Here is a 23,520-nt window from a genome sequence, read left to right on the forward strand (position 1 = left end):
TCTCGCGGAACGCGTTGCTACACAGAACTTGTTGCTACACAACGAGAAAGGCCCCGCACCGAAAGGTGCGGAGCCTTCTGCAAGTCACGCTGAGACTAGATGACGCGGACGTCCTGGGCCTGCGGACCCTTCTGGCCCTGGCCAACCTCGAACTCCACGCGCTGGCCCTCGTCGAGGGACTTGAAGCCGGTCCCGCCGATAGCCGAGTAATGCACGAAGACGTCAGGGCCGCCTCCGTCTTGGGCGATAAAGCCGAAGCCCTTTTCGCCGTTGAACCACTTCACACTGCCTTGAGCCATGTTTTTTACAACTTCTTTTCTGTAGGTGAGCCGCGCAAAATTCTTTGATAAGCCCGGTCTCGAAAGACCACTATGCCACGAATCCCGCAACTTGCCCACTCGACCGGGCCGGTCAGCGCACTTGCGGCAGTGTCCGTGGCCGGTCAGCGATGGCATGAGACTTCGGACACGTCCCCCGCGGCGGGGGTTCAGGGTGCCACGGCGGTCCAGTCGGCGAAGCCGGTGGGGTCGTGGCGGCCGAGGCTGGCGTGCTCGAACAGGCCCCAGCCCTCGGCGCCCTGGCAGCGGGCATGGGCGACGTGGTCGATGACGCCCCAGGGGATGCGGCCCGCGACGGCGGGTTCGGTGAGATCGTACGCGTCGCTGGCTGACCAGGCGGGGCCCTTCCATTGGCCGTGCCCCCAGTCCGGGTCGCCGCCGTAACCGCAGCCGATGTGTAGCGGGAGGTAGGTATGGGTGGTGATCTCCACCTCGAGTGGCTTGCCGTCGGGAGTGGTCAGAGTCAACCGAGCTGCGGTAGGAATTCTGGTGCCGCGGCGGTACTCGATGTGAATGCGCGGCCAACCGAGTTGCTCGACCCGACCGTCGGGCCACACCCGCACCGCGTCGTTGAGGGTGCGGTAACCGTCCGGGTTCTCCTGGGCGATCACCACGAGGGCGAAATCATCGAACCGCAGTGGCACGTACAACCACCAGAACCCGCCCGCACCTTCGGCATTGGCACGACCCGCCGGTTCGGTCTCGCCGACCGGACGAATACCCCACGAACGATCCCTGGTGCCGGTCCACACCTCAGGATCGACGGTGATGTCGGTGCCGTCCACACAGAGGGTGCCCGACCACGAACCGACCTGCGCGAACCGGGAGGCATCGATGATCGGTCGATTGCCCGCCAGAATCAGATGGGGTGGTTCCTGAACGGCGGGGAAGGCGCCGGTCCAGGTGAGGTCGATGCCGAGATCGTCGTGCTCGCACAGGATTCGGAGGCGGTGTAGCGGCTCGATGACTTCGATGCGATAGCCGCCGACCCGCTGGTGCAGGTCACGCTCGCGCAACGCGTCGGAGAAGCGCACCGCGCGCTGCGTGTCGCCGCGCCGGACGGCGGCGTACGCGTCGATCACACCCAGGTTCGGATACACCCCGAGCCCGGTGACCAGCATGGTTCCCCCGGTGCGGTCATGGGCGTTGAGGTAGCTGCGGTCGTAGAAGTTCCGGTCGCTGCTGGCGACGCGGGCCATCGACAGCGGCGTCTGATGGATGGGGAACTCATCGAGTGCTACCGGAGTGGTTGGCATGCTCAATCCTGTTCTCTGAGCGGTCGATCCCAGTCGTAGGTGCCCGCGAGCAAGGCCTCCAGGCTCGGCCGGTGCATCACGTAGTCGTCACGGTCGGGGGTGTCGGTGTCCTCCCCGAAATGGATCATCCGCCGCTTGATCCTCGCCATCACGATGCCGTGCCGCAGTGCGGCGTGCACCAGGTACCAATCCAGTTCGCGCACCGTGTATCCGGTGATTCGCTGATAGTGGTCGACGACGTCGTCGCGCCGCAGATAGTCGGGCAGGCCGGGTTGGTCGAAGCGGGTGGCGAGGTCCTGGAAGAAGCGGTGGATGAACACGATCCACGCGATGTCGAGTTCGCGCGGACCCAGAGTCGCCATTTCCCAGTCGAGCACGGCCGCAGGGGTGAAGCCGTCGTAGATGATGTTGCCCGGCCGTGCATCGCCCCAGCTGAGCACCTCCGGTCCCGAATCGGTCGGCCAATGGTGCTCCAGCCAGTCGAAGGCCCGCTCCAACAGCGGAATTCGGTAGCCGTCATCGGCCAGCGCCCACCGATACCAGGCGCGGTCGGCGTCCACACGACGCCGCAGCGCCGAACCCGTGCCGGGCCCGACCAGGATCGGGAATTTCGTCGCGGGCTCGGGAATGGCGTGGATCCTGGCGATGACGTCGACGGTCTCGTGGGTCAGCCGCAGTCGTTCGGCGGGAGTGGCATCGAACAACCACCCGAGGAACACATACGGCGGGTTGTCCTCGGGAATCCGACCCGCCACCCGACGCATGACGAAGAACGGCGTGCCGAGCACCGCGGCATCGGTCTCCAGCCAGCACAGCGGCGGAATCGGGACATCGGTGTGTGCGGCGACACCCGCCATCACCGCGTACTGCGCGGCGAGGTCGTAGGTTTCGAACACGGGGAACGAGCCCGGCTCCGGAGCCATACGCACCACGTAGGAGTCACGGTGTAGCTGCCCGTCCACCCGCCACGACACGTCGAGCAATACCGAGGAACTCGACATCCCCCCGGCCTGTGGGCGGGTCGGCGCGGAAATCCGAGGAGGGTCGTCGCCACCGAGTCGCGCGCCCAACCAGGGCGTGAGCCGCCGCGCGAGATCTTCGAGATCGAGCGCGCTGGTCGTCAGTTGCCGACGCTGTTCCGGGTCCGACTCGGCCGCCATGGTGACCTCCTGAACAGATGGAAGCGACTGTATGCCAACGCATTCCGTGGAGCTACGAGCTGAGCGCGGATGGGTGTGGTCAAAGAAATGTAACGCGTTCTAATAATGTCGGCAGGGAATTCGTCGATTCCGGGCCACCACGAATCGTGGCGAGGGGCGTCAGAAGCGCACAACGGTGAAGTTGCGGCGATATTCGCTGGGGGTGGTGCCGGTGCTGCGATGGAAATGGTGACGGAAATTCGCCGGGGTGCCGAGACCGCAGCGCCTGGCGACATTATCTACGGTGGCGTCGGTGGTCTCGAGCAGTTCCCGTGCCAGATCTACGCGCGCCGCGTTGAGCCACTTGTTCGGGGTGGCGCCGGTCGCTGCGACGAACACGCGCGCGAAGGTACGCAGGGGCAGTCGCGCGTGCGCGGCCATCGCGGCGACCGTCAGCGGCTGGTCGAGGCAGGTGAGGGCCCATTCGAGCGTCGCGCTGAGGTTCGTCTTGGTCGGCGGCGTCGGTGGCCGTTCGATGAACTGTGCTTGTCCGCCTTCCCGGTGCGGCGCGGCGACGATCTCGCGAGCCACCGTATTGGCCACCGCCGCACCGTGGTCACGGCGCAGCAGGTGCAGGCAGAGATCGATGCCGCTGGCCACGCCCGCGGAGGTGACGACATCGCCCGCGTCGACATAGAGCACGGTGGGGTCCACCTGAACCTTCGGATAGCGGCGCGCGAGTTCGTCCGCGCAGAGCCAGTGTGTTGTCGCGCGCTTACCGTCGAGCAATCCGGCGGAAGCGAGCGCGAACGCCCCGGTGCAGATCGAGGCGACGCGGCCACCCCGTTCGTGCGCCCGGCGCAGCGCGGCCACCGCGTCCTCGGGTGCGCCGTCCAGGTAGCCGCGAAAGGCCGGCACGATCACGGTGTCGGCACTGGCGACGGCGTCGAGGCCGTGTGTGGCGACGAGGGAGAAGCCGTTGTCCGCCTCGACGGGCCCTGCGGTGCGACCGCAGAGCATCAGTTCGTAGGGCAGGTCGGGTCCGTCGAAGATGGCGAACGGCATACCGACTTCCATCGCGACCACGTGGTCCAGCGCGAGCACGGCAATACGGTGCCGTCGAACCGGCTGCGCGGGTGTCACCGAGCCAGCATGGCAGAAATCTATCGAAGCGTGGGTTTTCTGCTACTCGCCGTGGCGGTGGTGGTCGCGCAGAATCGCAAGGACGAGGCGTTGTCCTGCCACGTTATGTGCTCTGCCAGAAGGGAACTGATGAGTTCGATGACAAGCCCACTGCCTTACCGGGTCGCCGTGTTGTTGTTCGACGGTGTCGAAGAATTGGATGCGGTTGGGCCGCAGGAGGCGCTGCGGCTCTGGCAAGAACTGACCGAGCGTGACGTGGTCGTCCGCACAGTGAGCCTCGACGGGCAACCGGTCCGATGCGGGCTCGGTTTGACGGTGACACCCGACGGCGCCATCGATGACGAGCCGAGGCCGGATCTTCTCGTCCACCCCGGTGGTGCGGGAATCGAGACCCTGCAAACCGACCAGGGGCACCTGTCACGCCTGCGGTCTTTCGCCGCCGACGGCACCCTCATGGCGTCGGTATGCAACGGCGCCTTGGTTTTCGCCGCGGCCGGGCTCCTCGCGGGACTTCCCGCCACCTCGCACTGGAGCGTCCTCGACGACCTCACCTCGCGATACCCGGACATCGAGGTCCGCACCGGGCAACGGTGGGTGGACGCGGGGTCCATCGTGACCAGCGCGGGCGTCGCCGCCGGAATCGACATGGCACTTCATCTCGTCGCCCGCCTCGAGAGCACCGACATGGCTCGTCTGGTGGCCCGGGTCATGGAGTACCCGTGGACGCCCGAGCCGGTCTCGGCGACGTCGGAGGCTAACGGTTAGTGTTTTGTATTTGATAGCATCACGCCGTGACCGTGCCGACCGGACGTCGCGAACGTAAGAAGGCCGCGACCCGCAGAACCATCGCCGACACCGCGCTGCGGCTGTTTCTGGAACGCGGATACGACGCGGTAGGTATTCGCGAGGTGGCCGCCGCGGCCGACGTCGCCGTCACCACGGTCTTCTCGCACTTCGCCTCGAAGGAGGCGCTGGTGTTCGAACAGGATGCGGACTTCGAGCGCGGCCTCACCGCGGCGGTCACCGAGCGGGCGCAGGGGGCCGCGATCATCCCCGCGCTGCGCCACGCGATGCTGACCATGGTGCGCCACTGTGCTGCGGAGGAGTCGGCGCCGATCTGGCGCATGATCGACGGGTCCGCCGAGTTGCGCAAATACGAGCACGCGATGCTGCTGCGTCACGCGGATTCGCTGGCGGGCGCGATCGCCGACGAGTGGGGGTTGCCGCAGCCGACCACGGCCTGCCGTGCGATCGCGCGATTCGTGGTCGACGCGCATCCGCTGGCCCGCACGGCCAACGACCCGGACGCCGCGGTGGCGGAGATCTTCCGGATGATCGATGCCGCTTGGGAGGCCGCTTTCGGCGTCGGGTGATCGTGGGCGCCCGAGGCGCTGTTCTTCGCGGGTCTCGGGCGGGTCGCCTTGGCGAACGACGGCTCGGTCCTAGGGTGTGCGTATGCCCGATAACGAGATCGAGCAGGCAAAACCCGACCCCGGTGCCGCGGGCGGTTCGGTAGCGCGGGGCGGACGATGGGATGCGTTCCGGCGATCACCGTTTCTCGCGGCGACGAACCTGGTGCTGATTCTCGCGGTCGCGGCAGGCTTGTTCGCGGGCTCCTACACCTACACCTTGGCCAATCCGACGCCCCATCACATTCCTGTCGCCGCGGTGCGATCGCACGCGGCGGTGCCAGGACAGGAGCAGGTGGTTCTGGACGGGATGAACAAGGCGCTCGACGGGTCGTTGGATGTCGGGGTCTATGACAGTCGGGTGGCCGCGCAGAATGCGGTGGAGGCGCAGCGGGTATTCGCGATCCTCGACGGCAGTGGCGGCGACCGAGTAACCGTCGCTGTCTCCGGTGCCTCGGGATCGTCTGTAGCACAGATGCTTTCGGAGGCCGCCGAGGCGGTGGGGCAGAAGGCGGGCGTGCCGGTGGCGATCACCGACGTCAATCCGCTGCAAGCGGGTGATCCACGCGGACTTGCCATTTTCTACATCACCCTCGCCGCGGTCATCATCGGTTTCGTCGGTGCCATTCAGTTGAATGTGCACGCGCGGGGATTGAATCCCTTGGAGCGGATCGCCTTCACCCTCGCCTACGCACTGCTGGGTGGATTGGTGATCGTGGGGGTGGTCGACTGGTGGTTGGGTGCCCTCGACCTGCCGTTTCCCGAGTCGTGGTTGATCCTGTCGTTGACGATGTTCACCTCCGGGATGATCAACACGATGTTCAGCGCCCTGTTCGGTCGGTGGGCGATGATCCCGACGTGGGGGCTGATGGTGTTGCTCGGGAACCCGTCCTCCGGTGGTGCGGTGTCCTGGCCCTTGCTGCCCTCGGTTCTCGGCAGCATCGGCCGCTGGCTGCCGCCCGGCGCGTCCGTCAACGCGCAGCACACCGCGGTGTACTTCGCCGGGCACCAGCACATGTTCCCGTTCTTGGTTCTCGCGGCGTGGGCGCTGGTGTCCATCGCGGTGTTCTGGATATGGCGCGGCAGGCACGTCGGTGGACGCGAAACCTCGTCCGATATCCCCACCGACCTGCACGCGTAGCAGTCTCTACTGCTGACTCATGGCTTGGTGTCAACGGCTCGAGCGGTCGAGATCATCTTGTCCGCCGTCGAATCCGCAGCCTGTCGGCGTCAGCGGTGGTTTGCGTGATGTGAACATCTGTTTACAATAGTAAACATGTGTTCACTCGAGAATGATCGGACAGCGCGGGCCAGGATTCGGGATGGTGCGCTCGCGTTGTTCGCCGAGCGTGGTGTCGAGGGGGTGACCGTGCGGGATATCGCCGGGGCCGTGGGTGTTTCGCCGGCGTTGGTGATGCGGCATTACGGGACCAAGGAAAATTTGCGCGGGGTTGTCGACGATCACGCGGCCGCCGTGTTCGAGTCTGTGCTCGAGCAAGTCACCGTGTCGGAGGCGGAGGAAGGCTCCGCGCAGTCGCGAGGCATGGCTGAGGCGGTATCGCGGCGGCTGCCTGCTGAATCGCCGATTCCCGCCTATCTGGGTCGAATGTTGTTGGGGAACAGCGCTGCTGGTGGCGAGCTGTTCGGAAAATTGTTCTCGGTGAGTCGTGCCGCATTGACGGAGATGAGTCGCACCGGAGCGGCCGAGGTCGGCGAGGATCCCGACGTGCGCGCGGCGTTTCTCTTGGTGAACGACCTCGCCGTGCTCACCTTGCGTCCACATATCGCGGCGGTGACGGGGGTGGATCCGCTGTCGAGGCAGGGGCTGCGGCGGTGGGGTGACGAGGTGTCGACGATCTACCGAAATGGGCTCGGCGGCCGGGGACATGAGTGAAACAGTTTGAGAGAAAAGGGGATTCATGATGACCGAACCCGTTTCGGTGCCATCGAGGACCACCGACCGGTTGGTCGCGGTGGCTACCCGCGCGTTGCGTAACCGTCACCTGATGCGGGCGCCGATCTGGATCTATCGCGCTCGCCTGGGTTTCCTGCTCGGGCCACGCGTGCTCATGCTCGAGCACGTCGGTCGCAAGTCGGGGGCTCGACGGTATGTGGTCCTCGAGGTCGTGGACCATCCGGAACCGGACAGCTACGTCGTGGTGTCCGGCTTCGGTACCGCCGCACAGTGGTTCCGAAACATCCAGGCGCAACCGGAGGTTCACCTGTGGGTGGGTCGTCACGGTCGCAGGGCCGCGACCGCATCGGTCCTCCCGCAAGACCGCGCCGCCGCGACGTTGCAGGACTACGCGGCTCGAAATGCTCGCGCGTGGGCGAAGATGAAGCCCGCCATCGAGAACACCCTCGGCGCCACCATCGATGAGGCAGACCCCGCGCTACCGATCATCGAACTCCGCCTCGCACACGGCTGACCGGATCGCGTGCGCCGCGATCCTGTTGTCGGCGCGATACTCATCGTGCTGCGGTTCACCGAGTACGGCCACTCGACGGTGGAGCAGTTGGTGACCGCGGTCCTCGGTCGCGAGACAGGGCGTCGGTGTGCGCCGAGGCCCGCGCGTGCTCGTCACGAAACGAGCGGTGCGTCCGTCGCGACGGAGACGGCGAGGGCGGTATCCAGCCAGGCGGCGGCGGTGCCGACGGTGGGGGTGGTGCGGAAGGTATCGGTGAGGGTCCAGTAACGGTCGACGCGGGGGTCGGGGTTGTCGAGGAGGAGTTGTCGACGGAGACGCGGGGTGTCGCGTTCGCCTCGGGCGGCGGCGTGTGCTGCGACGAACTGGTCGAGTTCGGTTCCTGGGCGGGGGTTTTCGTCGTCGAGGATGCGGAACGCGGCAGCTTCGTATGCCAGCGACATCTCGGCGAGCAGCGCGTGCCGGTGCGGTGCGGCGATGTGGTCGGATCGCCACACCTGACGTGCCATGGCGGTGGCGAACGCGGGATCGGCGACCAGGGCCACGATTTCGGCGTAGGCGACCACGTGGTGCACGGTCGGATCGGCGGGCGGATCCGGCAGGTTCATCGCCACGAAGTCGTCGAACATCGCCGAAGGGGCTGGCGCGAGCATGCGCCGCCAGAACGACGAGATCGCATCCGAGGCCGCACGTGGATCCTGCACCGCCGCGATCAGCTCCAGCCGGGCGGTGCGCTCAGTCGCGGGCGCGGACTCGACCGTCCGTAGGGCGGCACGTCGCCAGGTCAGCGCGTCGAGTTCGGTGTCGAGAGCGCGGCGTTGCGCGGCCAGCGCCTGCTCGAGTGAGATCGTGCCGTGCAGGACGTCCACGATCGGGGTCAGGCCGAGGCCGAGCGCGCGTAGCCGACGGACCAGCAGCAGTTGGTCGACCACCGTGGTCGGATCGAACACGCGGTGTCCGCCCGAGGTGCGTCGGGAATCGAGGACGCCCTCGTCGCAGTAGAAGCGGATTGTGCGAACCGGAACGCCGGTGCGCTGCGACAGCTCGCCGATACTCACCGAACCGGAATATGTGTTGTCCGTCACGCCTGCTTGCACCTCCACCTCGGTGGAGTTCTTACGGTACTCCGCACACCCACGAGCGAGGAGATCACCATGAACAAGGCGGCAACGATGAGCACCGACGAGATCTGGCGAGCTGTCGTCGCCGAGCGAACCAGCCTGATCGGCCTGCTCGAGACCTTGACAGAGTCCCAGTGGGAGCGGGCCTCGCTGTGTGCGGGCTGGCGGGTGCGTGATGTCGTCGCCCACATCGTCCAATCCTCGGACGCCTCGATCGGCTGGATTCTGCTGAACGTGATCCGCGCGCGCGGCAATTTCGACCGCGCGGTCCGCGACTCTGCCATCCGGCACGCGGACCAGGTGACGACGGCGCGGCTGCTGGACGAGCTGCGCGATCGTGTCGAGCTTCGTGTATCGCCAGGCCCCACGACCCCCGTCGACCGGTTGATGGATCTGCTCGTGCACGGCCAGGACATCGCCGGCCCACTCGGCATCGACCGCGACATGCCCGTCGATGCCGCGCGGTCGGCGATTGATCGGGTGTGGACATCGAGCGCTCCCTTCGGTGCGCGCAAGAAGTTCCGCAACTATCGACTTGTGGCGACGGACGTGGAGTGGACGGCCGGTGATGGTCTGCTCGTCGAAGGTCCGGTTTCCGCGCTGCTGCTGCTCGTCACGGGACGCCGAATCTCGCTCGGCAGTCTCGCTGGCGCTGGCGCTGCGGAATTGATCGCGGGTTCGTGAGACCGTCGCATCGGTGCTCGTTCACGCGAGTGCGGAGACCGAAAAACTTTGGGTAACTGTGGCTCTCACGCTGGTTGGTGTGCGGCAGCGATGATGCTGCTGAGCGCGTCGCAGTCCGATTCTCGGCGCGTGTAGGCGGGCGCGCAATCATCGAGGGCGAATCAGTATCGCCGCGCCAGCATACGGTGCTCATTCCGCCTGCCGCACCGGGTATTCGCGGTCGAGGGCGGTGTTGATGCCCAACACATTGACGTGGGGTTCGCCGAGGAAACCCAGGGTTCGTGTGGTGGTGTTCGCGTCCACCAGTTGCCGGACAGCTTGTTCGGAGATGTTGCGGGCCAGTGCTACTCGGCGTACTTGCAGGTCGGCGTAGGCGGGGGAGATGTGTGGGTCGAGGCCACTGGCGCCGGCGGTGACCGCGTCGGCGGGAATCGCGGGGGTGCGCGGTGCGTCGCCGACGATCGGTGTCAGGCGGCCGACGCGGTAATCGGCGGTGGGATCGGCACATTCGACCGCCACACCGCGATAGGTGGCGAGAAACGACTGTCGAGGGCACGGTTCGTTCACACTCACGACGCGCTCGGGACGGGGTATGTCGCCGTTGCTTTCGCGGGGGCCGATCACCGAGAGCACCGCGCCGACTCCCGAATCGGTGCAGTAGGGGCGGCGGCCGTCCACGCCTTCGCGCTCGCCGATCTCCTTGCCGCGCGCGCAGATCGTGCTGAGCAGGCTGGGCCGCGACGGGGTATCGAGAATGTCTTCGGGACCGAGGTTGCTCGCCGAACTGGCCGTGGGGTCGTACCCGTCCGACCCGGCCGAGGAGGCGCGACCCTGGAAATACTGTGGCAGCGCGGCGCCGGTGTCGTCGGTGTACGACTGGCCGATCAAGCTGCTGCCGACGATCCGGTCGCCGGAATAAGCCAGCGACCCATCGGCTTTGTCGTGCAGCATCGGCAGCTGCGCCACCGCGAGAACGGTGAGCGGGTAGGCCGATCCGGTGATCGCGGTCAATACGAGCAGTGCGCGCAGCGCGGCGAAATGTTGTCTGAGCCAGGTCGGCGTACGCATATCAGGACATCCCTGGGAGGAGGTGGACGACGAGATCGAGGAGTTTGATACCGACGAACGGGGCGAGGACGCCGCCGAGTCCGTACACGGTGAGGTTGCGTCCCAGCAGGCTCGATGCGCTACCGGGGCGGTAGCGAACACCGCGCAGCGCCAACGGAATCAGCGCGACGATGACGATCGCGTTGAAGATCACCGCCGAAAGGATCGCCGATTGCGGGCTGGCCAGGCGCATCACATTGAGGGTGTCGAGGCCGGGATAGAGCGAGACGAACAGTGCGGGAATGATCGCGAAGTACTTGGCGATGTCGTTGGCGATCGAAAACGTGGTCAGTGCGCCACGGGTGATGAGCAACTGTTTGCCGATCTCGACGATCTCGATCAGCTTGGTGGGATCGGAGTCGAGGTCGACCATATTGCCCGCCTCTTTAGCGGCCGAGGTTCCGGTGTTCATCGCCACCCCCACGTCGGCTTGCGCCAGCGCGGGAGCGTCGTTGGTACCGTCACCGGTCATCGCGACCAGTCGACCGCCGTCCTGTTCGTGGCGGATCATGGCGAGTTTGGCTTCCGGAGTGGCTTCGGCGAGAAAGTCGTCCACTCCGGCCTCGGCGGCGATCGCCGTGGCGGTGCGCGGATTGTCCCCGGTGACCATCACCGTGCGGATACCCATCCGCCGCATTTCCTCGAACCGTTGGCGCATACCGGGTTTCACGACGTCGTCCAGGCGAACCACCCCGAGGACACGAGCCACGCCGTCGACGTTCTCGCCGACGACCAACGGCGTACCGCCCGCACCGGAGATCTCGTCGACGGTCGCGTCCAGACCTTCCTGGAGGACGCCGTCGTGCGCGCGCACCCACGCGGTGACGGCACTGGCCGCGCCCTTGCGCAGACTGCGCCGGGGGAGATCGACACCGGACATCCTGGTCTGCGCGGTGAATTCGACCCAGATCGCCTCGGGAAGCTCGCCGGGTTCGCGTTCGGGCACGCCGAATGCCTGTCGGGCGTGCGCCACGATCGAGCGCCCTTCCGGTGTCTGATCGGCCAGGCTGGAAAGTGCTGCGGCATCGGTCAATTCGGCGATGCTGACGCCGGACATCGGGAGAAAGTCACGCGCCTGCCGATTGCCGAGGGTGATGGTCCCGGTTTTGTCGAGCAGCAGCGTGTTCACATCACCCGCGGCCTCGACGGCGCGACCGGACATGGCGAGCACATTGCGCCGCACCAGGCGATCCATGCCCGCGATCCCGATGGCCGACAGCAGCGCGCCGATCGTGGTCGGGATCAGGCAGATCAGCAGGGCGACCAGCACGACACCGGTGACACCGTGCATGTCCAATGCCGAATTATCCGGTACGCCAGGGCTGTTCGCCTTGGCGAAGATCGCCATCGGTTGCATGGCGGCGACGGTGACCACGAAGATGACGCTGAGCGCGGCGAGCAGGATCTCGAGCGCGATCTCGTTGGGGGTTTTCTGGCGGCTCGCGCCTTCGACCAGGGCGATCATCTTGTCGATGAAGCTGGCACCCGGCTGCTGGGTAATGCGCACGACGAGGCGATCGGACAGGACCGTCGTTCCGCCGGTGACGGCGCACCGGTCACCACCGGATTCGCGGATGACCGGCGCGGATTCACCGGTGATCGCGGACTCGTCGACCGAGGCGATGCCTTCGACCACGTCGCCGTCACCGGGAATCACCTCGCCCGCCTCGACGACCACGTGATCGCCGCGCCGTAATTCCGCGGCGCCGACCGAATCCCAGGTCGGTGTCGAGCCAGGATCCCAGTCGATGATGCGCCGAGCGATGGTGTCGGACTTCGTCTTTCGCAGTGAAGCCGCTTGCGCTTTCCCTCTTCCCTCGGCGAGGGATTCGGCGAGGTTGGCGAAGAGTACGGTCAGCCACAACCATCCGGTGACCCCGATGCTGAAGAAGCTCGGATCGGCGATCGTGAGCACAGTGGCCCAGAGTGCGCCTGCTTCGACCAGGAGCATGACGGGGTTGCGCCACAGCGTGCGTGGGTCGAACTTGCGTAGTGCCTCGGGTATCGCGGCGCGTACGAGCGCGGGGTCGATGATTTTCTTCGGTGCCCGCGTGGGTGATGCTGTGCGCGTGTGTTTTTCGGCGTCCAGCATGGTGGTGTCGGTCATGAGTGGAGTCCTTCGGCGAGCGGCCCGAGCGCGAGTGCGGGCAGGAAGGTGAGGGCGACCAGGATCACGGCGACGCCGATGACCATGCCGATGAACTGCGGTCGGTGAGTCGGCAGAGTTCCGGTCGTGGCGGGGGTAAAACCCTGTGCGGCAAGCGATCCCGCGAGGGCGAGCACGAGGATGATCGGCAGGAAGCGACCGAAGAGCATGGCGAGCCCGAGCGCGGTGTTGTACCACTCGGTATTGCCGGACAGTCCGGCGAACGCGGAGCCGTTGTTGGCGGTGGCGGAGGTGAAGGCGTAGAGCACCTCCGAGAACCCGTGCGGGCCGGTATTCAGCATGCTCGCGCGTTGACCGGGCATGGCCAGGGCCGTCGCGGTCCCTATCAGCACGATCAAGGGGCTGACCAGGAAATACAGTGCCGCCAGCTTGATTTCGCGCGGCGTGATCTTCTTGCCGAGGTACTCCGGCGTCCGCCCGACCATCAGCCCGGCGACGAACACGGTGATCACCGCGAGTATCAGGATGCCGTACAGACCCGACCCGACTCCGCCGGGCGCCACCTCACCCAACTGCATGTTGAACAGCAGCATCAGCCCACCGAGGCCGCTGTAGGAATCGTGTGCCGAACTGGTCGCGCCGGTGGAGGTCAGCGTGGTCGCGGCGGCGAAGGCGGCCGAATCGGCGACACCGAAGCGTTGCTCGACACCCTCCATCGACCCGCCGATCGCGGTGGCGACGGTGCCGCCTGGACGTGACTGGAACACGGTGGTGAGGGTGAGGCTGCCGAGCGCGATGATGCTCATAACGGCGGCGATGGCGACTCCCTGCTTACGGCTGCCGACCATCCGGCCGAAGGCGCGCGGCAGCGAGAACGCGATGAGCAGGATCAGGAAGATCTGCACCCAGTGCGTCCACGCCGTGGGGTTCTCGAACGGATGCGCGGAGTTGGCGTTGAAATAGCCGCCGCCATTGGTACCGAGCGTCTTGATGGTCTCCTGACTGGCGACCATTCCGCCGGGAAGCGTCTGCTGGCCATCCACGAGCGTGTGCGCGATCTGGTCGTAGACGTGCAGGTTCTGCACCACGCCGCCCGCGATGAGCACGATCGCGAAGACGAACGCGATCGGTAGCAGGATGCGCAGCGTCCCGCGCACCAGGTCGACCCAGAAATTGCCGAGGTCACCGTTGCGCTTGCGCGCGAATCCGCGCACCAGCGCGATCGCGACCGCCATGCCGACGGCCGCCGACACGAAGTTCTGCACGGCCAGGCCCGCCATCTGCACCAGATGTCCCTGGGTCGATTCCCCGGCGTAGTTCTGCCAATTGGTGTTGGTGACGAAGCTGACGGCGGTATTCCAGGCGAGTGCTGCGGTCATCTCGGTCCCGGGTTCGGTCAGATGCCAAGGCAGCCAGCCCTGCAGCAATTGGAACCCGAACAGGACCAGGACGCTCACCGCGGAGAAAGCGAGCACACTGCGCGCGTACACCGCCCAGTTCTGCTCGACTCCCGGGCGCACCCCGATCATCCGATACACCGCGCGCTCCACGCGGGAGTGCTTGTCCGCGTTGTATACCCGGTACATGTAGTCGCCGAGCGGCACGTGTACCGCTGCCAGTGCCACGACCAAACTGGCGGCGAAGAGCAGCCCGGCCGTTGTCGTGCTCACTGGAACCGCTCCGGGAACAGCAGTGCGACCACGAGCAAGCTGGTGAAGATAACCGCCAACACCAGGCCGACAATGTTCGCGATCACAGCCGCCCCACTGCCTGCTGTAGCGCACCGAGCGCGGCGAAGACCGCGACGGTTAGCAGTATGAACACCACGACTGACATAGAAACCACAACCTCCTCACCGCCCCGCTTGCCAGGACGGCATGTGCGAGTGAAGCCGCCCAGCGGGGCGGTGCGGGATTTCCTGACGGTTTATTGACGGAGTGGGTCTCGACATTTGCGTTCTGTTGACGTTCGCGTCGCACGTGTACGGACGCCGTAAATGTCGATGCGGTGAGCGTCAACACTCCGTAAAGATCGCCGAGTGTCGCCGCCGCAGGAGTAGAACTTTGGGTGCCGGTCGGTCCAGTCGGCATCGTCATCGCAGTGGAAAGGGTTCGCCGTGTCGGCTGTCGCGGTTGCTGTCGTGTTCGGATTTCTGTGTTGCGCACTCGCCGTGCGCGTCGTGGGTACGCGTGCGGAAAGGTCGCGGCACCAGCCGGTGCGCGTGCGCTCGTCCCCGGTCCGCGGGAGCGCGCGCGGCGCATGAAACGCGGCCGCCTGCGCATTTATCTCGGCGCCGCACCCGGTGTCGGCAAGACCTACGCGATGCTCGCGGAGGCGCACCGCCGACTCGGTCGTGGGCGCGAGGTGGTCGCCGCGGTGGTGCAGACGCACGGCCGCGCCAAGACCGCCGAACTGCTGGTCGGGATCGAACAGATCCCGCCGAGGATCATCGAGTATCGCGGTGCGGAAATCCCCGAACTCGACGTGGACGCGGTCCTCGCGCGGCGTCCAGCCGTAGCCCTCGTGGACGAGCTCGCGCACACGAATGCGCCGGGCAGCCGCAACGACAAGCGGTGGCGTGATGTCGAGGAGCTGCTCGACGCGGGCATCGACGTCGTGTCGACGGTGAATGTGCAGCACCTGGAAAGCCTCAACGACGTGGTCGAGCAGATCACCGGTGTGCGTCAGCGCGAGACCGTCCCCGACGCCGTCGTGCGGGCGGCCGAGCAGGTAGAGCTGGTCGACATAACTCCGGAGGCGTTGCGGCGCAGGATGTCTCACGGAAATATCTACGTCCCCGAGCGGGTCGACACCGCTCTGCGTCACTACTTTCGGCCGGGAAACCTCACGGCCTTGCGTGAGCTGGCCCTGGTGTGGCTGGCCGATCAGGTCGATACGGCGCTCACCGAATACCGCGCCTCGCACCGGATCGCCGAGCCGTGGGAGGCACGCGAACGCGTGGTGGTCGCGGTGACGGGCGGACAGGAATCGGAGACAGTGATTCGGCGTGCGGCCAGGATCGCGGTGAAGTCCAGCGCCGAATTGATCGTCGTGCACGTCCTGCGCGGTGACGGGTTGGCCGGGGTGTCGACCCACCGCCTCGCGCGCTTGCGTGAACTCGCCGGGGGATTGAACGCTTCGCTACACGTCATCACCGGTGACGATGTCCCGGCCGCGCTGTTGGAGTTCGCGCGGCAGGTCGAGGGAACCCAACTGGTGCTCGGCACCTCGCGGCGCACCCGGTGGGCGCGGATTTTCGATGAAGGTATCGGCTCGGCCGTCGTGCGCGACTCCGGGAAGATCGACGTGCACATGGTGACGCACGAGCGCGCGCACGGCGGTGGTCGCCCCGGCGGTCTCGTGCGAACTCGGCATCCGGTACTGGCCTGGGTGGCCGCGGGTTTCGTGCCGGTGCTGGTGTGCGCGCTCGGGGTCTGGGTGCTCGATGATGTGTTGCGGCTCGACGGGCTCAGCGCGTTGTTCGTGGTGGGTGTCCTCGGCGTGGCTCTGCTCGGTGGTGTGCTGCCCGCTGCGTTCTCCGCGTTGTTGGCCGGGCTGCTGTTGAACTGGTTTTTCGCCGATCCGCGCTACAGCCTCACCATCGCCGAGCCGGACAATTTCGTGGCGGTCGTGGTGTTGTTGATCGTCGCGGTCGCCGTGGCTGTCCTGGTCGATCGGGCGACCGTGCGCGCGCAGCAGGCACGGAAGGCTTCGCAGCAGGCCGAGTTGTTGACCACTTTCGCGGGCGCCGTACTCGGTGGAGCCGATCTGCCGAAGCTGCTGGAACAGGTGCGTGTCGTCTATCGGCAGCGCGCGGTGTCGCTGGTGGCCGAGGGACAGTCCCTCGCCGCGGTCGGTGCCGATCCGCCGCTTCGTGCCGTCGACGCCGACACCTCGGTGACCACCGGCGACGGCGGACACACACTGCTGCTCGCCGGGCATCCGCTTGCCGCGGGTGATCGGCCGGTGCTCAGCGCCGTCGCCAATCAGGCAGTCGGACTTGTGCATTCGGCACGGTTGGCCGCCGAGGCGAACGCGGCGCAGGCGATGCTGGAGGCCGACCGGCTGCGCGGGGCATTGCTTTCGGCGGTGAGTCATGATCTGCGCACACCCTTGGCGGGTGCGAAGGCGGCGGTGTCGAGCCTGCGCAGCGACGACGTGGAGTTCTCCGCCGAGGACACCGCCGAATTGCTGGAAACCGTGGAGGACTCCGTCGATCAGCTCACCGCGTTGGTCGGCAACCTGCTCGATTCCTCGCGCCTGGCCGCCGGTGTGGTGACTCCGCATGCCACCAGGATCTATCTCGACGAGGTCGCCCACCGTGCGCTGGTCGGAATAGGGATGAGCCCGCACGGTTTACGTCGCGGCGCGCTCGATCGGGTGTCGATCGAGGTCGGGGCGCTCTCGGTGCTCGCGGATGCCGGTTTGCTCGAACGGGTGCTCGCCAACCTCATCGACAACGCGCTGCGGCACGCGCCGGAGCCGACCACGGTGCGGGTGCGCGCCGAGTGGGATGGTGCGGTGGTGGTCATCGCGGTCGTGGACACGGGTCCCGGTGTGCCGCACGGAGTCGAGGAGCAACTGTTCGAGCCGTTTCAGCGGCTGGGTGATCGGGACAATTCCACCGGTGTCGGCCTCGGTCTCTCTGTGGTGCGTGGTTTCGTCGAAGCGATGGCGGGGGCGGTGCACGTGGAGTCGACGCCGGGTGGTGGGCTGACCGTGGTGGTGGAATTGCCCTCCGGTGAACCGGCGACGCCAGCACCCGCGGCGGCCACCGGCGAGGGTAAGGAGGATGAGCGATGAGATGCGCGGATGTGAACGGCGAAGTCGTTGCGCGGCAGGAAGATACCTTCGCGACCCGATCGTTCGGTGCTCGCCGCGAGAATCACGGATCAGCGCGATGAGCGATATCGCGAGGGTGCGGGTACTCGTCGTCGACGACGAACCGCATATGGCGCGCGCGTTACGGATCAACCTGTCGGCGCGCGGCTACGAGGTGCTCACCGCGAGCACGGGCGCGGGGGCATTGCGGCTCGCGGCCGAACGTCGTCCGAATGTCGTGATCCTCGATCTCGGGCTGCCGGACCTGGACGGCATCGAGGTCTTGGCCGGGTTGCGTGGCTGGACCGCGGTGCCGGTGATCGTGCTGTCGGCGCGTACGGATTCCGGGGACAAGGTCGCCGCCCTCGACGCGGGCGCCGACGACTACGTCACCAAGCCGTTCGGCATGGACGAGCTGCTGACTCGCCTGCGTGCGGCGGTGCGCCGAGGCGCCGCGGCGATCCCCGACGACCCCGTCGTGGCTACCGACTCGTTCACCGTCGATCTGTCCGCGAAGACGGTCACCAAGAACGGCGAACGCATCCATCTCACACCCACCGAATGGGGTGTGCTGGAAACCCTTGTGCGCCATCGCGGCAAGCTCGTCAGCCGCGCCGAACTCTTGCGCGAGGTATGGGGTCCGTCATACGAGACCGAATCCCATTACCTGCGTGTCTATCTCGCGCAATTGCGGCGCAAGCTCGAAAACGACCCCGCCCGCCCCGAGTACCTGATCACGGAGGCGGGAATGGGGTATCGGTTCCAGGGATGACCTCAGCGTGCGGCGCGCAGGCGCCGACCCGACCACAACAGCGCGGTGCTCGCGCCATAGCTGATCAGGTGGCCCAGGCTGATGCCCGCGCCTTGCATCAGATGTTTCGCAGGGCCGGGAAGGTGATGTTGACCGGAGACAACGCTGGCCGCGGCGATCGGCAGGGCAGGAGCCACCAGAGGGCCGGCCCAGCGCGGGTACGCGGTACGACCGGTGGCTACGGCGGCGATGGTGAGTGCCGACGCGGCGACCGTCGCGATGCCGAAGGGCCAGTAGGCGATGGCGATCGCCCGCCCGAAGTCGTTGGCCTGACGTAAGAGCCGCTGCTTGGCTTCCTCGCTGGTCGGCGCCAGTTCTTCCGCGATCTTGTAGGCCTCACCCCAGTGAAAGAAGGTGCCATGAATGAACGCGGGGGTGGTCCATGCACCCGCGAGCAGCAGCGCCGGCGGCAGCGCTCGCGCTTTCCCCGCGGGTGCGAGCCCTTCGTACAGGTGCCAGGCGGCCGCCAAATACAGTGGCGCGCCGAAGACTCCGCACATCGCTCCCGCGGTGAGCCGCGTTGTCGAGGCGGGCAACATCGAGCCGATCTCCGGTTTCACGTCCGGCTCGTGCAGGATCGGATGCTTGTCGGGTTCGATCTTCGACCCCAGCAGCAGTGCGTCGCCGAGGGCGTAGAGGAGAGAACCGGCAATGCCCGCGCCACCCGCCCAGCGAACCAGCGCCGTGTGATCAACCGACCGGCGTCGGATCTGAAATCGCGTCATGCGCACGACGGTACCACTTAATTAGGCTTACCTAACTAGAATTTCGGTGGATCATCGACTCAGCGCAGGGTCCTGGCCGCCGCCTCGGTGATCGCGGTGGCGACCTGCGCCAGTGCGGGCGAATCCAGGCGCCACTGCTGCCAGTAGAGCGGGACATCGATGTGGGCGTCGCGGTCGATGCGGACCGGTGCTGGAGTGTCGTGCTGGGAGTTGGTGAGCAGGTCGGGCAACAAACCCCAGCCGAGGCCGAGGCGGACCGCATCGGCGAACGCCGTGGCCGAAGGGACGTAATGACAAGGCGGATCGACCACCTGTCTGGTTCTTCGACGCAGGTAGCGGTGCTGAAGATCGTCCTTGCGGTCGAAGGCCACCACGGGCGCGCTCGCGTAGGTCTTCGCGGTCGCGCCGTCCGGAAACCAGGTGCGAGCGAACGCGCGGCTGGCCATCGGGCGATACCGGATGATGCCGAGCTTCTCGACCGTGCAGCCCTGCACGGCTTCGGCGGTAGCGGTGATCGCGGCCATCACGGTGCCGTCGCGCAACAGGCGCGTGGTGTGTTCCTCGTCCTCGCGGTGGATATCGAAGTACACACCGGCGGGTGCCGCGCACAGTGCGGGCATCACCCAGGTTTCCAACGAATCGGCATTGACCGCCAAGGGGATTCGAATCGGTTGATCGCCGGGACGGTAGGCGTCGCCGAGTTCGCGGGCGGTATCGATCGACAGCAGCTCGATCTGCCTGGCCAACCGCAGCACCGCGAGCCCGGATTCGGTGGGGCGCACGGGTTTCGTGCGTTGCACCAGGATCCGACCCGCCGCGTCCTCCAGTGCTTTGATGCGCTGGCTCACGGCCGAGGGGGTGAGCCGTAATCGTCGCGCCGCGGCCTCGAAGGTGCCTTCGCTGACCGCGGCATTGAGCGCGGCCAGCTGGTCCAGTTGCAGATCCATGATTAGCAACTCTAATGATAGTGCAGAATATTTAGCTGGAATGCCCTGGATGGCGGCCCTAACCTCGAGCGAGTGACATCTACTTCCGCGGCGTTGGCCGCCCTCTCCGGTCTGGGTTTCGGGCTCGCGTTGATCGTGGCGATCGGCGCACAGAACGCCTTTGTCCTGCGTCAGGGGTTGCGCCGACAACACGTGCTCGCCGTGGTCGCGGTGTGCACCGTCTCCGACGCCGTGTTGATCGCCGCGGGCATCGGCGGCGCGGGAGTGCTCATGACGTCGGCGCCGCTGGCGATGACCGTCGTGCGCTACGCCGGGGCCGCGTTCCTGCTCGGTTACGCGGTTTTCGCCGCGCGCCGCGCGTTCTCCTCCTCGACGTTGATCGCGGAGTCGAACGGCAAGACCGTCGCGCTCGGTGCCACGGTTCTCACCTGCCTGGCGCTGACCTGGCTCAACCCGCACGCCTACCTGGACACGGTGGTCCTGCTCGGCTCGTTCGCCAACACCTACGCGGGTGCCGATCGTTGGTTCCTCGGTGCGGGGGCCATGGTGGGTAGCGCGCTCTGGTTCGTCGCGCTCGGCTTCGGCGCACGACTGCTCGGACCGTTCTTCGCCCGGCCGGTCGCCTGGCGCATCCTCGATTCGGTGATCGCGTTGGTAATGCTCTGTCTGGCAGCGGGATTGGTGCTGACCGCATGACCGCGAGCATGGCCGGGCGGTGCGCTCCACACTTCCGGCACCGCAACGACTGACCGGCACGCACCGAGGCGGTCGGTGGACAACGTGGGCTGCGGCGTCAGGATCTCCTCGATCGTCCTGGCGGCGTCGCCTGTCGGCGTTCGGCGTCGATCTGCTGACGCCGTGCTGCCATGGCCTCGGTGGGCGAGGTTCCTTCGCGGAGTGCCCGGTGCAATGCGGCGGCGTCTTCGATGGCGTCGCGGGCGCCGACCCCCGCGGCAGGGGTGATGGCGTGGTCGGCGTCCCCGCAGAGGATCAGGCCCGGGTGCGGGGGTTCGGCGCGGGCGAAGGGGACGTTGCGGGCGTTGGAGAAGTGTGCGGTTTCGGTGTTGGCCAGCAAGAGGTCGATCGTGTCGGAAATCGCAGGGGCGGTGGACTCCACGGCCCCGACCCACGGGGCCACCGGTTGGATTCCGATATCGGCGGCAGCGAGCTGTTCGCGGGTGATCCTGGCGAACCACACCGAGATCGAGTCGTTCCAGATATGACCGAAAGCCGGTGTGGGGGAGACGGTCTCATCGATCTGTCCGTTGAAGTGCAGCACCGACGGTTCGGTGTCCGGCTGGAGGGGTTTGTCGGTTCGCCCGTAAACCACCACCTGGCCCGCGTATTCGGGTGTTCGCTCGGGTTCGAGATGGTTTCTCGCCCTTGAATCGATGCCGTCCGCGGCGATGATCAGTTCGTCGGCGGCGAATCGGGTGGAATCGCCGCACAGGGTGCGGCTCTCGAGGTCGAGATCGGCAATCGGTGTGTCGTAGTGGAACTCGGCCGGGGTGCTCGCCGCGAATTCGGTGAGCACACCCATGAGGTCGGCGCGCAGATACATGCGATGGTTGCTCGGCCGCGAGCGCACCGGTCCCGGCGCGTATTCGACGCGAATGGTCGACACCGGTTGCGACGCCGCGTACAGCCGATCGCGCGCGACCCCCAACCCTTCGAGCGCGTCGTGCCCTCGGTCGTCGAGAAACAGGAACGCCCCCGCGCGCACTGCCGGTCGACTCTCGAACACCGTGACCGCCATGCCGTCACGCGCGAGCGCACCGGCGAGCACGGTTCCGGCGATTCCACCACCGATGATCGTCACCATGTCTCGAGGGTAAGGGGATTCGCGCGGCGACGGCCACCCCTCGGTCGAGATACTTGCGCGCAACACCCGGCGACGGGCAAGCGTCGATGACGAATTTCCGGTCGGTCGAACACGAGGTCTCGTCGCGGGCTGGCTAGGTCATCAGCACCGGGCCTCGGCGGCCGGTCCGCGCCGCGCTTCTCGGACCCGCACTCGGCCGGTCAGCCTATTGTGCGTGCGGCGGTGAGCAATTCGGTGACCACCGCGGGGACGGCGTCGGCGAGGTCGGCGATGTCGGGGACCGATTCCTTACAGGCGATGAAACCGAAATTCAGCGCGTTGTGCGTGGACAGCACCGTCACCGTGAGCCCGGCGCCGTGGAAGACCGGCCCGAACGGGTACATGCCCGCCACCGGCACACCGAGGAAATACAGCGGCGCTGGCGGTCCCGGCACGTTCGACACCACCAGGTTGTGCACCACGGGGTGCTTCTCGGCCAGCCGCAGTGCCGAATACATGCGCGCGCCGAGCTGAAAGGTATTGGGCGGCGCGTATTTCGACCAGTCCTGCAAGAAGTCCGAGCCGACCAGGTCGTGTTCCTCCTTGGCGTCGCGGTTGGCCTCGGCGACCTCACGCAGCCGCTGCGCCGGGTCCTCGATATCGGTGCCGAGGCGGGCGAACAGGGCAGAGACCTTGTTGATGCCCTTGGTGTGGCGGGTCGAATCGTGCACGGAGACCGGCACGGAAGCCATCAGCGAGCGGTCGGGCAACTCGCCGTGCGCCAACAGATAACTACGCAGCACCCCGGCCACGATGGTGAGCACGACGTCGTTCACCTTCACGCCGAAGGCGGACTTGATCTCCTTGATCGCGGCGATGTCGGTGTCGGTGAACGCGACCGCGCGGTGCGGAGTGATCGTCCGGTTGAACGGGGTGCGTGGCGCCGAGAACGGTAATGCCATGCCGCTCTGGTTCTTTCGACGGCGATCGGCGAAACCGGCGACCATTCCCAGAGTTTTCGGCACCATGGCGAGCATGCCGATCTTGGCCGGGAACCGCAGCGCCGCCTCGGCGAACAGCCGCGCCTCGCCGGGGCTGCGTTCGGGTTGCCACTCGTCGGGCGGCACCTCGGTGTCTGCGCCGGGAGTGAGGTCGCACAGGTGCATCATCAGACTGGTGGCGGCGATACCGTCGACGGCGGCGTGGTGGTACTTGCACACCACGGCGATCGTGCCGTCGGCGAGTCCTTCCACCACCGTCATCTCCCAAAGCGGGCGCTCCCGATCCAAGGGTCGACCCGCGATGTCGCCGATCAGCTCGGCCAGTTCGGTATGACCGGCCGGTGCCGGAATGCCGACGCGGCGGACGTGGTAGTCCAGATCGAAGTCCTTGTCGGCCACCCAGACCGGGTGGTCGAGGTGGAAGGGCACCTCGTAGAGGCGGCGGCGCAACTGCGGAACGAGCGGTAGCCGGCGGGCGAGCTCGTCTTTGAACGCACCGAAGGAATAGTCGCCTTCGGCCGGATCGAGCAGCAGCAGTGCGCACACGTGTAGGTGCTGTGTGCCGGTCTCCAGGTAGAGGAAGCTGGCGTCCAATCCGGTCAATTTCTCCATAGCGAAAGGCTACAAGCGCGGCCGAGAAGGGGCTTGTGTATCGGTCCGCAATGTGTGTTACTAAAAGTTCCA

At 66.6% G+C, this 23,520-nt stretch carries 22 protein-coding genes; 9 read left to right on the forward strand and 13 right to left on the reverse strand.

Annotation, left to right across the window (positions count from 1 at the left end):
- Positions 1 to 95: 95 nt before the first annotated feature.
- From ABEA50_RS17785 to ABEA50_RS17800, 4 genes are all read right to left on the reverse strand, one after another.
- The gene (locus tag ABEA50_RS17785) at positions 96 to 299 is read right to left on the reverse strand and encodes a cold-shock protein (protein ID WP_345496665.1); all 204 of its coding nucleotides are present in this window, start codon (positions 297 to 299) and stop codon (positions 96 to 98) included.
- A 188-nt stretch (positions 300 to 487) separates the two neighbouring features.
- Positions 488 to 1,594, reverse strand: a complete 1,107-nt coding sequence (locus tag ABEA50_RS17790; protein ID WP_345496666.1) for a hypothetical protein — start codon at positions 1,592 to 1,594, stop codon at positions 488 to 490.
- A 2-nt stretch (positions 1,595 to 1,596) separates the two neighbouring features.
- Positions 1,597 to 2,754 carry a phosphotransferase family protein gene (locus ABEA50_RS17795; RefSeq protein ID WP_345496667.1) on the reverse strand — a complete coding sequence of 386 codons (1,158 nt, stop codon included), beginning with the start codon at positions 2,752 to 2,754 and terminating at the stop codon, positions 1,597 to 1,599.
- A 159-nt stretch (positions 2,755 to 2,913) separates the two neighbouring features.
- On the reverse strand, positions 2,914 to 3,876 hold the full coding sequence (locus tag ABEA50_RS17800; protein WP_345496668.1) for a GlxA family transcriptional regulator: 963 nt from the start codon (positions 3,874 to 3,876) through the stop codon (positions 2,914 to 2,916).
- A gap of 9 nt (positions 3,877 to 3,885) precedes the next feature.
- On the opposite strand from ABEA50_RS17800, the gene ABEA50_RS17805 reads away from it, so the two are divergent.
- From ABEA50_RS17805 to ABEA50_RS17825, 5 genes are all read left to right on the forward strand, one after another.
- Entirely contained in the window at positions 3,886 to 4,641 is a 756-nt protein-coding gene (locus tag ABEA50_RS17805; RefSeq protein WP_345496669.1) for a DJ-1/PfpI family protein, read from the forward strand.
- Positions 4,642 to 4,667: 26 nt separating this feature from the next.
- The gene (locus tag ABEA50_RS17810; protein ID WP_345496670.1) at positions 4,668 to 5,249 is read left to right on the forward strand and encodes a TetR/AcrR family transcriptional regulator; all 582 of its coding nucleotides are present in this window, start codon (positions 4,668 to 4,670) and stop codon (positions 5,247 to 5,249) included.
- Positions 5,250 to 5,331: 82 nt separating this feature from the next.
- Positions 5,332 to 6,426, forward strand: coding sequence for an ABC-2 transporter permease (locus ABEA50_RS17815; RefSeq protein WP_345496671.1), 1,095 nt, complete (start codon positions 5,332 to 5,334; stop codon positions 6,424 to 6,426).
- Positions 6,427 to 6,561: 135 nt separating this feature from the next.
- Positions 6,562 to 7,179 (forward strand): TetR/AcrR family transcriptional regulator, encoded by a 618-nt coding sequence (locus ABEA50_RS17820; RefSeq protein ID WP_345496672.1) that lies wholly within the window; start codon positions 6,562 to 6,564, stop codon positions 7,177 to 7,179.
- Between the two features lie 28 nt (positions 7,180 to 7,207).
- Positions 7,208 to 7,714: a nitroreductase family deazaflavin-dependent oxidoreductase gene (locus ABEA50_RS17825; RefSeq protein WP_345496673.1), complete on the forward strand. Its 507-nt coding sequence runs from the start codon at positions 7,208 to 7,210 to the stop codon at positions 7,712 to 7,714.
- A 152-nt stretch (positions 7,715 to 7,866) separates the two neighbouring features.
- Here ABEA50_RS17825 and ABEA50_RS17830 read toward each other — a convergent pair whose 3' ends face one another.
- Positions 7,867 to 8,796, reverse strand: a complete 930-nt coding sequence (locus tag ABEA50_RS17830; protein ID WP_345496674.1) for a MerR family transcriptional regulator — start codon at positions 8,794 to 8,796, stop codon at positions 7,867 to 7,869.
- Positions 8,797 to 8,865: 69 nt separating this feature from the next.
- Here ABEA50_RS17830 and ABEA50_RS17835 point away from each other — a divergent pair, with 69 nt between their 5' ends.
- Positions 8,866 to 9,516: a maleylpyruvate isomerase family mycothiol-dependent enzyme gene (locus tag ABEA50_RS17835; protein WP_345496675.1), complete on the forward strand. Its 651-nt coding sequence runs from the start codon at positions 8,866 to 8,868 to the stop codon at positions 9,514 to 9,516.
- 189 nt (positions 9,517 to 9,705) lie between these two features.
- On the opposite strand, the gene ABEA50_RS17840 is transcribed toward ABEA50_RS17835, so the two are convergent.
- From ABEA50_RS17840 to ABEA50_RS17855, 4 genes are read right to left on the reverse strand one after another with little or no spacing between them, the layout of a single operon-like run.
- Positions 9,706 to 10,584, reverse strand: coding sequence for a potassium-transporting ATPase subunit C (locus ABEA50_RS17840; protein WP_345496676.1), 879 nt, complete (start codon positions 10,582 to 10,584; stop codon positions 9,706 to 9,708).
- A 1-nt stretch (position 10,585) separates the two neighbouring features.
- Positions 10,586 to 12,730: a potassium-transporting ATPase subunit KdpB gene (gene kdpB / locus ABEA50_RS17845; RefSeq protein ID WP_345496677.1), complete on the reverse strand. Its 2,145-nt coding sequence runs from the start codon at positions 12,728 to 12,730 to the stop codon at positions 10,586 to 10,588.
- A complete protein-coding gene (gene kdpA / locus ABEA50_RS17850; RefSeq protein ID WP_345496678.1) occupies positions 12,727 to 14,400 on the reverse strand; it encodes a potassium-transporting ATPase subunit KdpA in 1,674 nt (557 codons plus the stop codon). Before kdpA ends, kdpB begins: the two co-directional genes overlap by 4 nt.
- The gene (locus tag ABEA50_RS17855) at positions 14,397 to 14,486 is read right to left on the reverse strand and encodes a potassium-transporting ATPase subunit F (RefSeq protein ID WP_345496679.1); all 90 of its coding nucleotides are present in this window, start codon (positions 14,484 to 14,486) and stop codon (positions 14,397 to 14,399) included. Before ABEA50_RS17855 ends, kdpA begins: the two co-directional genes overlap by 4 nt.
- 503 nt (positions 14,487 to 14,989) lie before the next feature.
- Between ABEA50_RS17855 and ABEA50_RS17860 the strand changes: the two genes are divergently transcribed.
- Entirely contained in the window at positions 14,990 to 17,533 is a 2,544-nt protein-coding gene (locus ABEA50_RS17860) for a sensor histidine kinase KdpD (protein ID WP_345496680.1), read from the forward strand.
- A 97-nt stretch (positions 17,534 to 17,630) separates the two neighbouring features.
- Positions 17,631 to 18,323: a response regulator gene (locus ABEA50_RS17865; RefSeq protein WP_345496681.1), complete on the forward strand. Its 693-nt coding sequence runs from the start codon at positions 17,631 to 17,633 to the stop codon at positions 18,321 to 18,323.
- Positions 18,324 to 18,325: 2 nt separating this feature from the next.
- On the opposite strand, the gene ABEA50_RS17870 is transcribed toward ABEA50_RS17865, so the two are convergent.
- Both ABEA50_RS17870 and ABEA50_RS17875 read right to left on the reverse strand, forming a co-directional pair.
- Positions 18,326 to 19,087, reverse strand: a complete 762-nt coding sequence (locus ABEA50_RS17870; protein WP_345496682.1) for a DUF6796 family protein — start codon at positions 19,085 to 19,087, stop codon at positions 18,326 to 18,328.
- 59 nt (positions 19,088 to 19,146) lie between these two features.
- Complete coding sequence (locus tag ABEA50_RS17875; protein ID WP_345496683.1) at positions 19,147 to 20,034, reverse strand: LysR family transcriptional regulator ArgP; 888 nt, start codon at positions 20,032 to 20,034, stop codon at positions 19,147 to 19,149.
- Positions 20,035 to 20,106: 72 nt separating this feature from the next.
- Between ABEA50_RS17875 and ABEA50_RS17880 the strand changes: the two genes are divergently transcribed.
- The gene (locus ABEA50_RS17880; RefSeq protein ID WP_345496685.1) at positions 20,107 to 20,730 is read left to right on the forward strand and encodes a LysE/ArgO family amino acid transporter; all 624 of its coding nucleotides are present in this window, start codon (positions 20,107 to 20,109) and stop codon (positions 20,728 to 20,730) included.
- Between the two features lie 97 nt (positions 20,731 to 20,827).
- On the opposite strand, the gene ABEA50_RS17885 is transcribed toward ABEA50_RS17880, so the two are convergent.
- Positions 20,828 to 21,856, reverse strand: coding sequence for an FAD-dependent oxidoreductase (locus ABEA50_RS17885; RefSeq protein ID WP_345496686.1), 1,029 nt, complete (start codon positions 21,854 to 21,856; stop codon positions 20,828 to 20,830).
- Positions 21,857 to 22,056: 200 nt separating this feature from the next.
- Positions 22,057 to 23,448 carry a WS/DGAT/MGAT family O-acyltransferase gene (locus ABEA50_RS17890; protein ID WP_345496688.1) on the reverse strand — a complete coding sequence of 464 codons (1,392 nt, stop codon included), beginning with the start codon at positions 23,446 to 23,448 and terminating at the stop codon, positions 22,057 to 22,059.
- Positions 23,449 to 23,520: the final 72 nt, after the last annotated feature.

Source organism: Nocardia callitridis (genome assembly GCF_039543305.1).
Classification (GTDB): domain Bacteria; phylum Actinomycetota; class Actinomycetes; order Mycobacteriales; family Mycobacteriaceae; genus Nocardia; species Nocardia callitridis.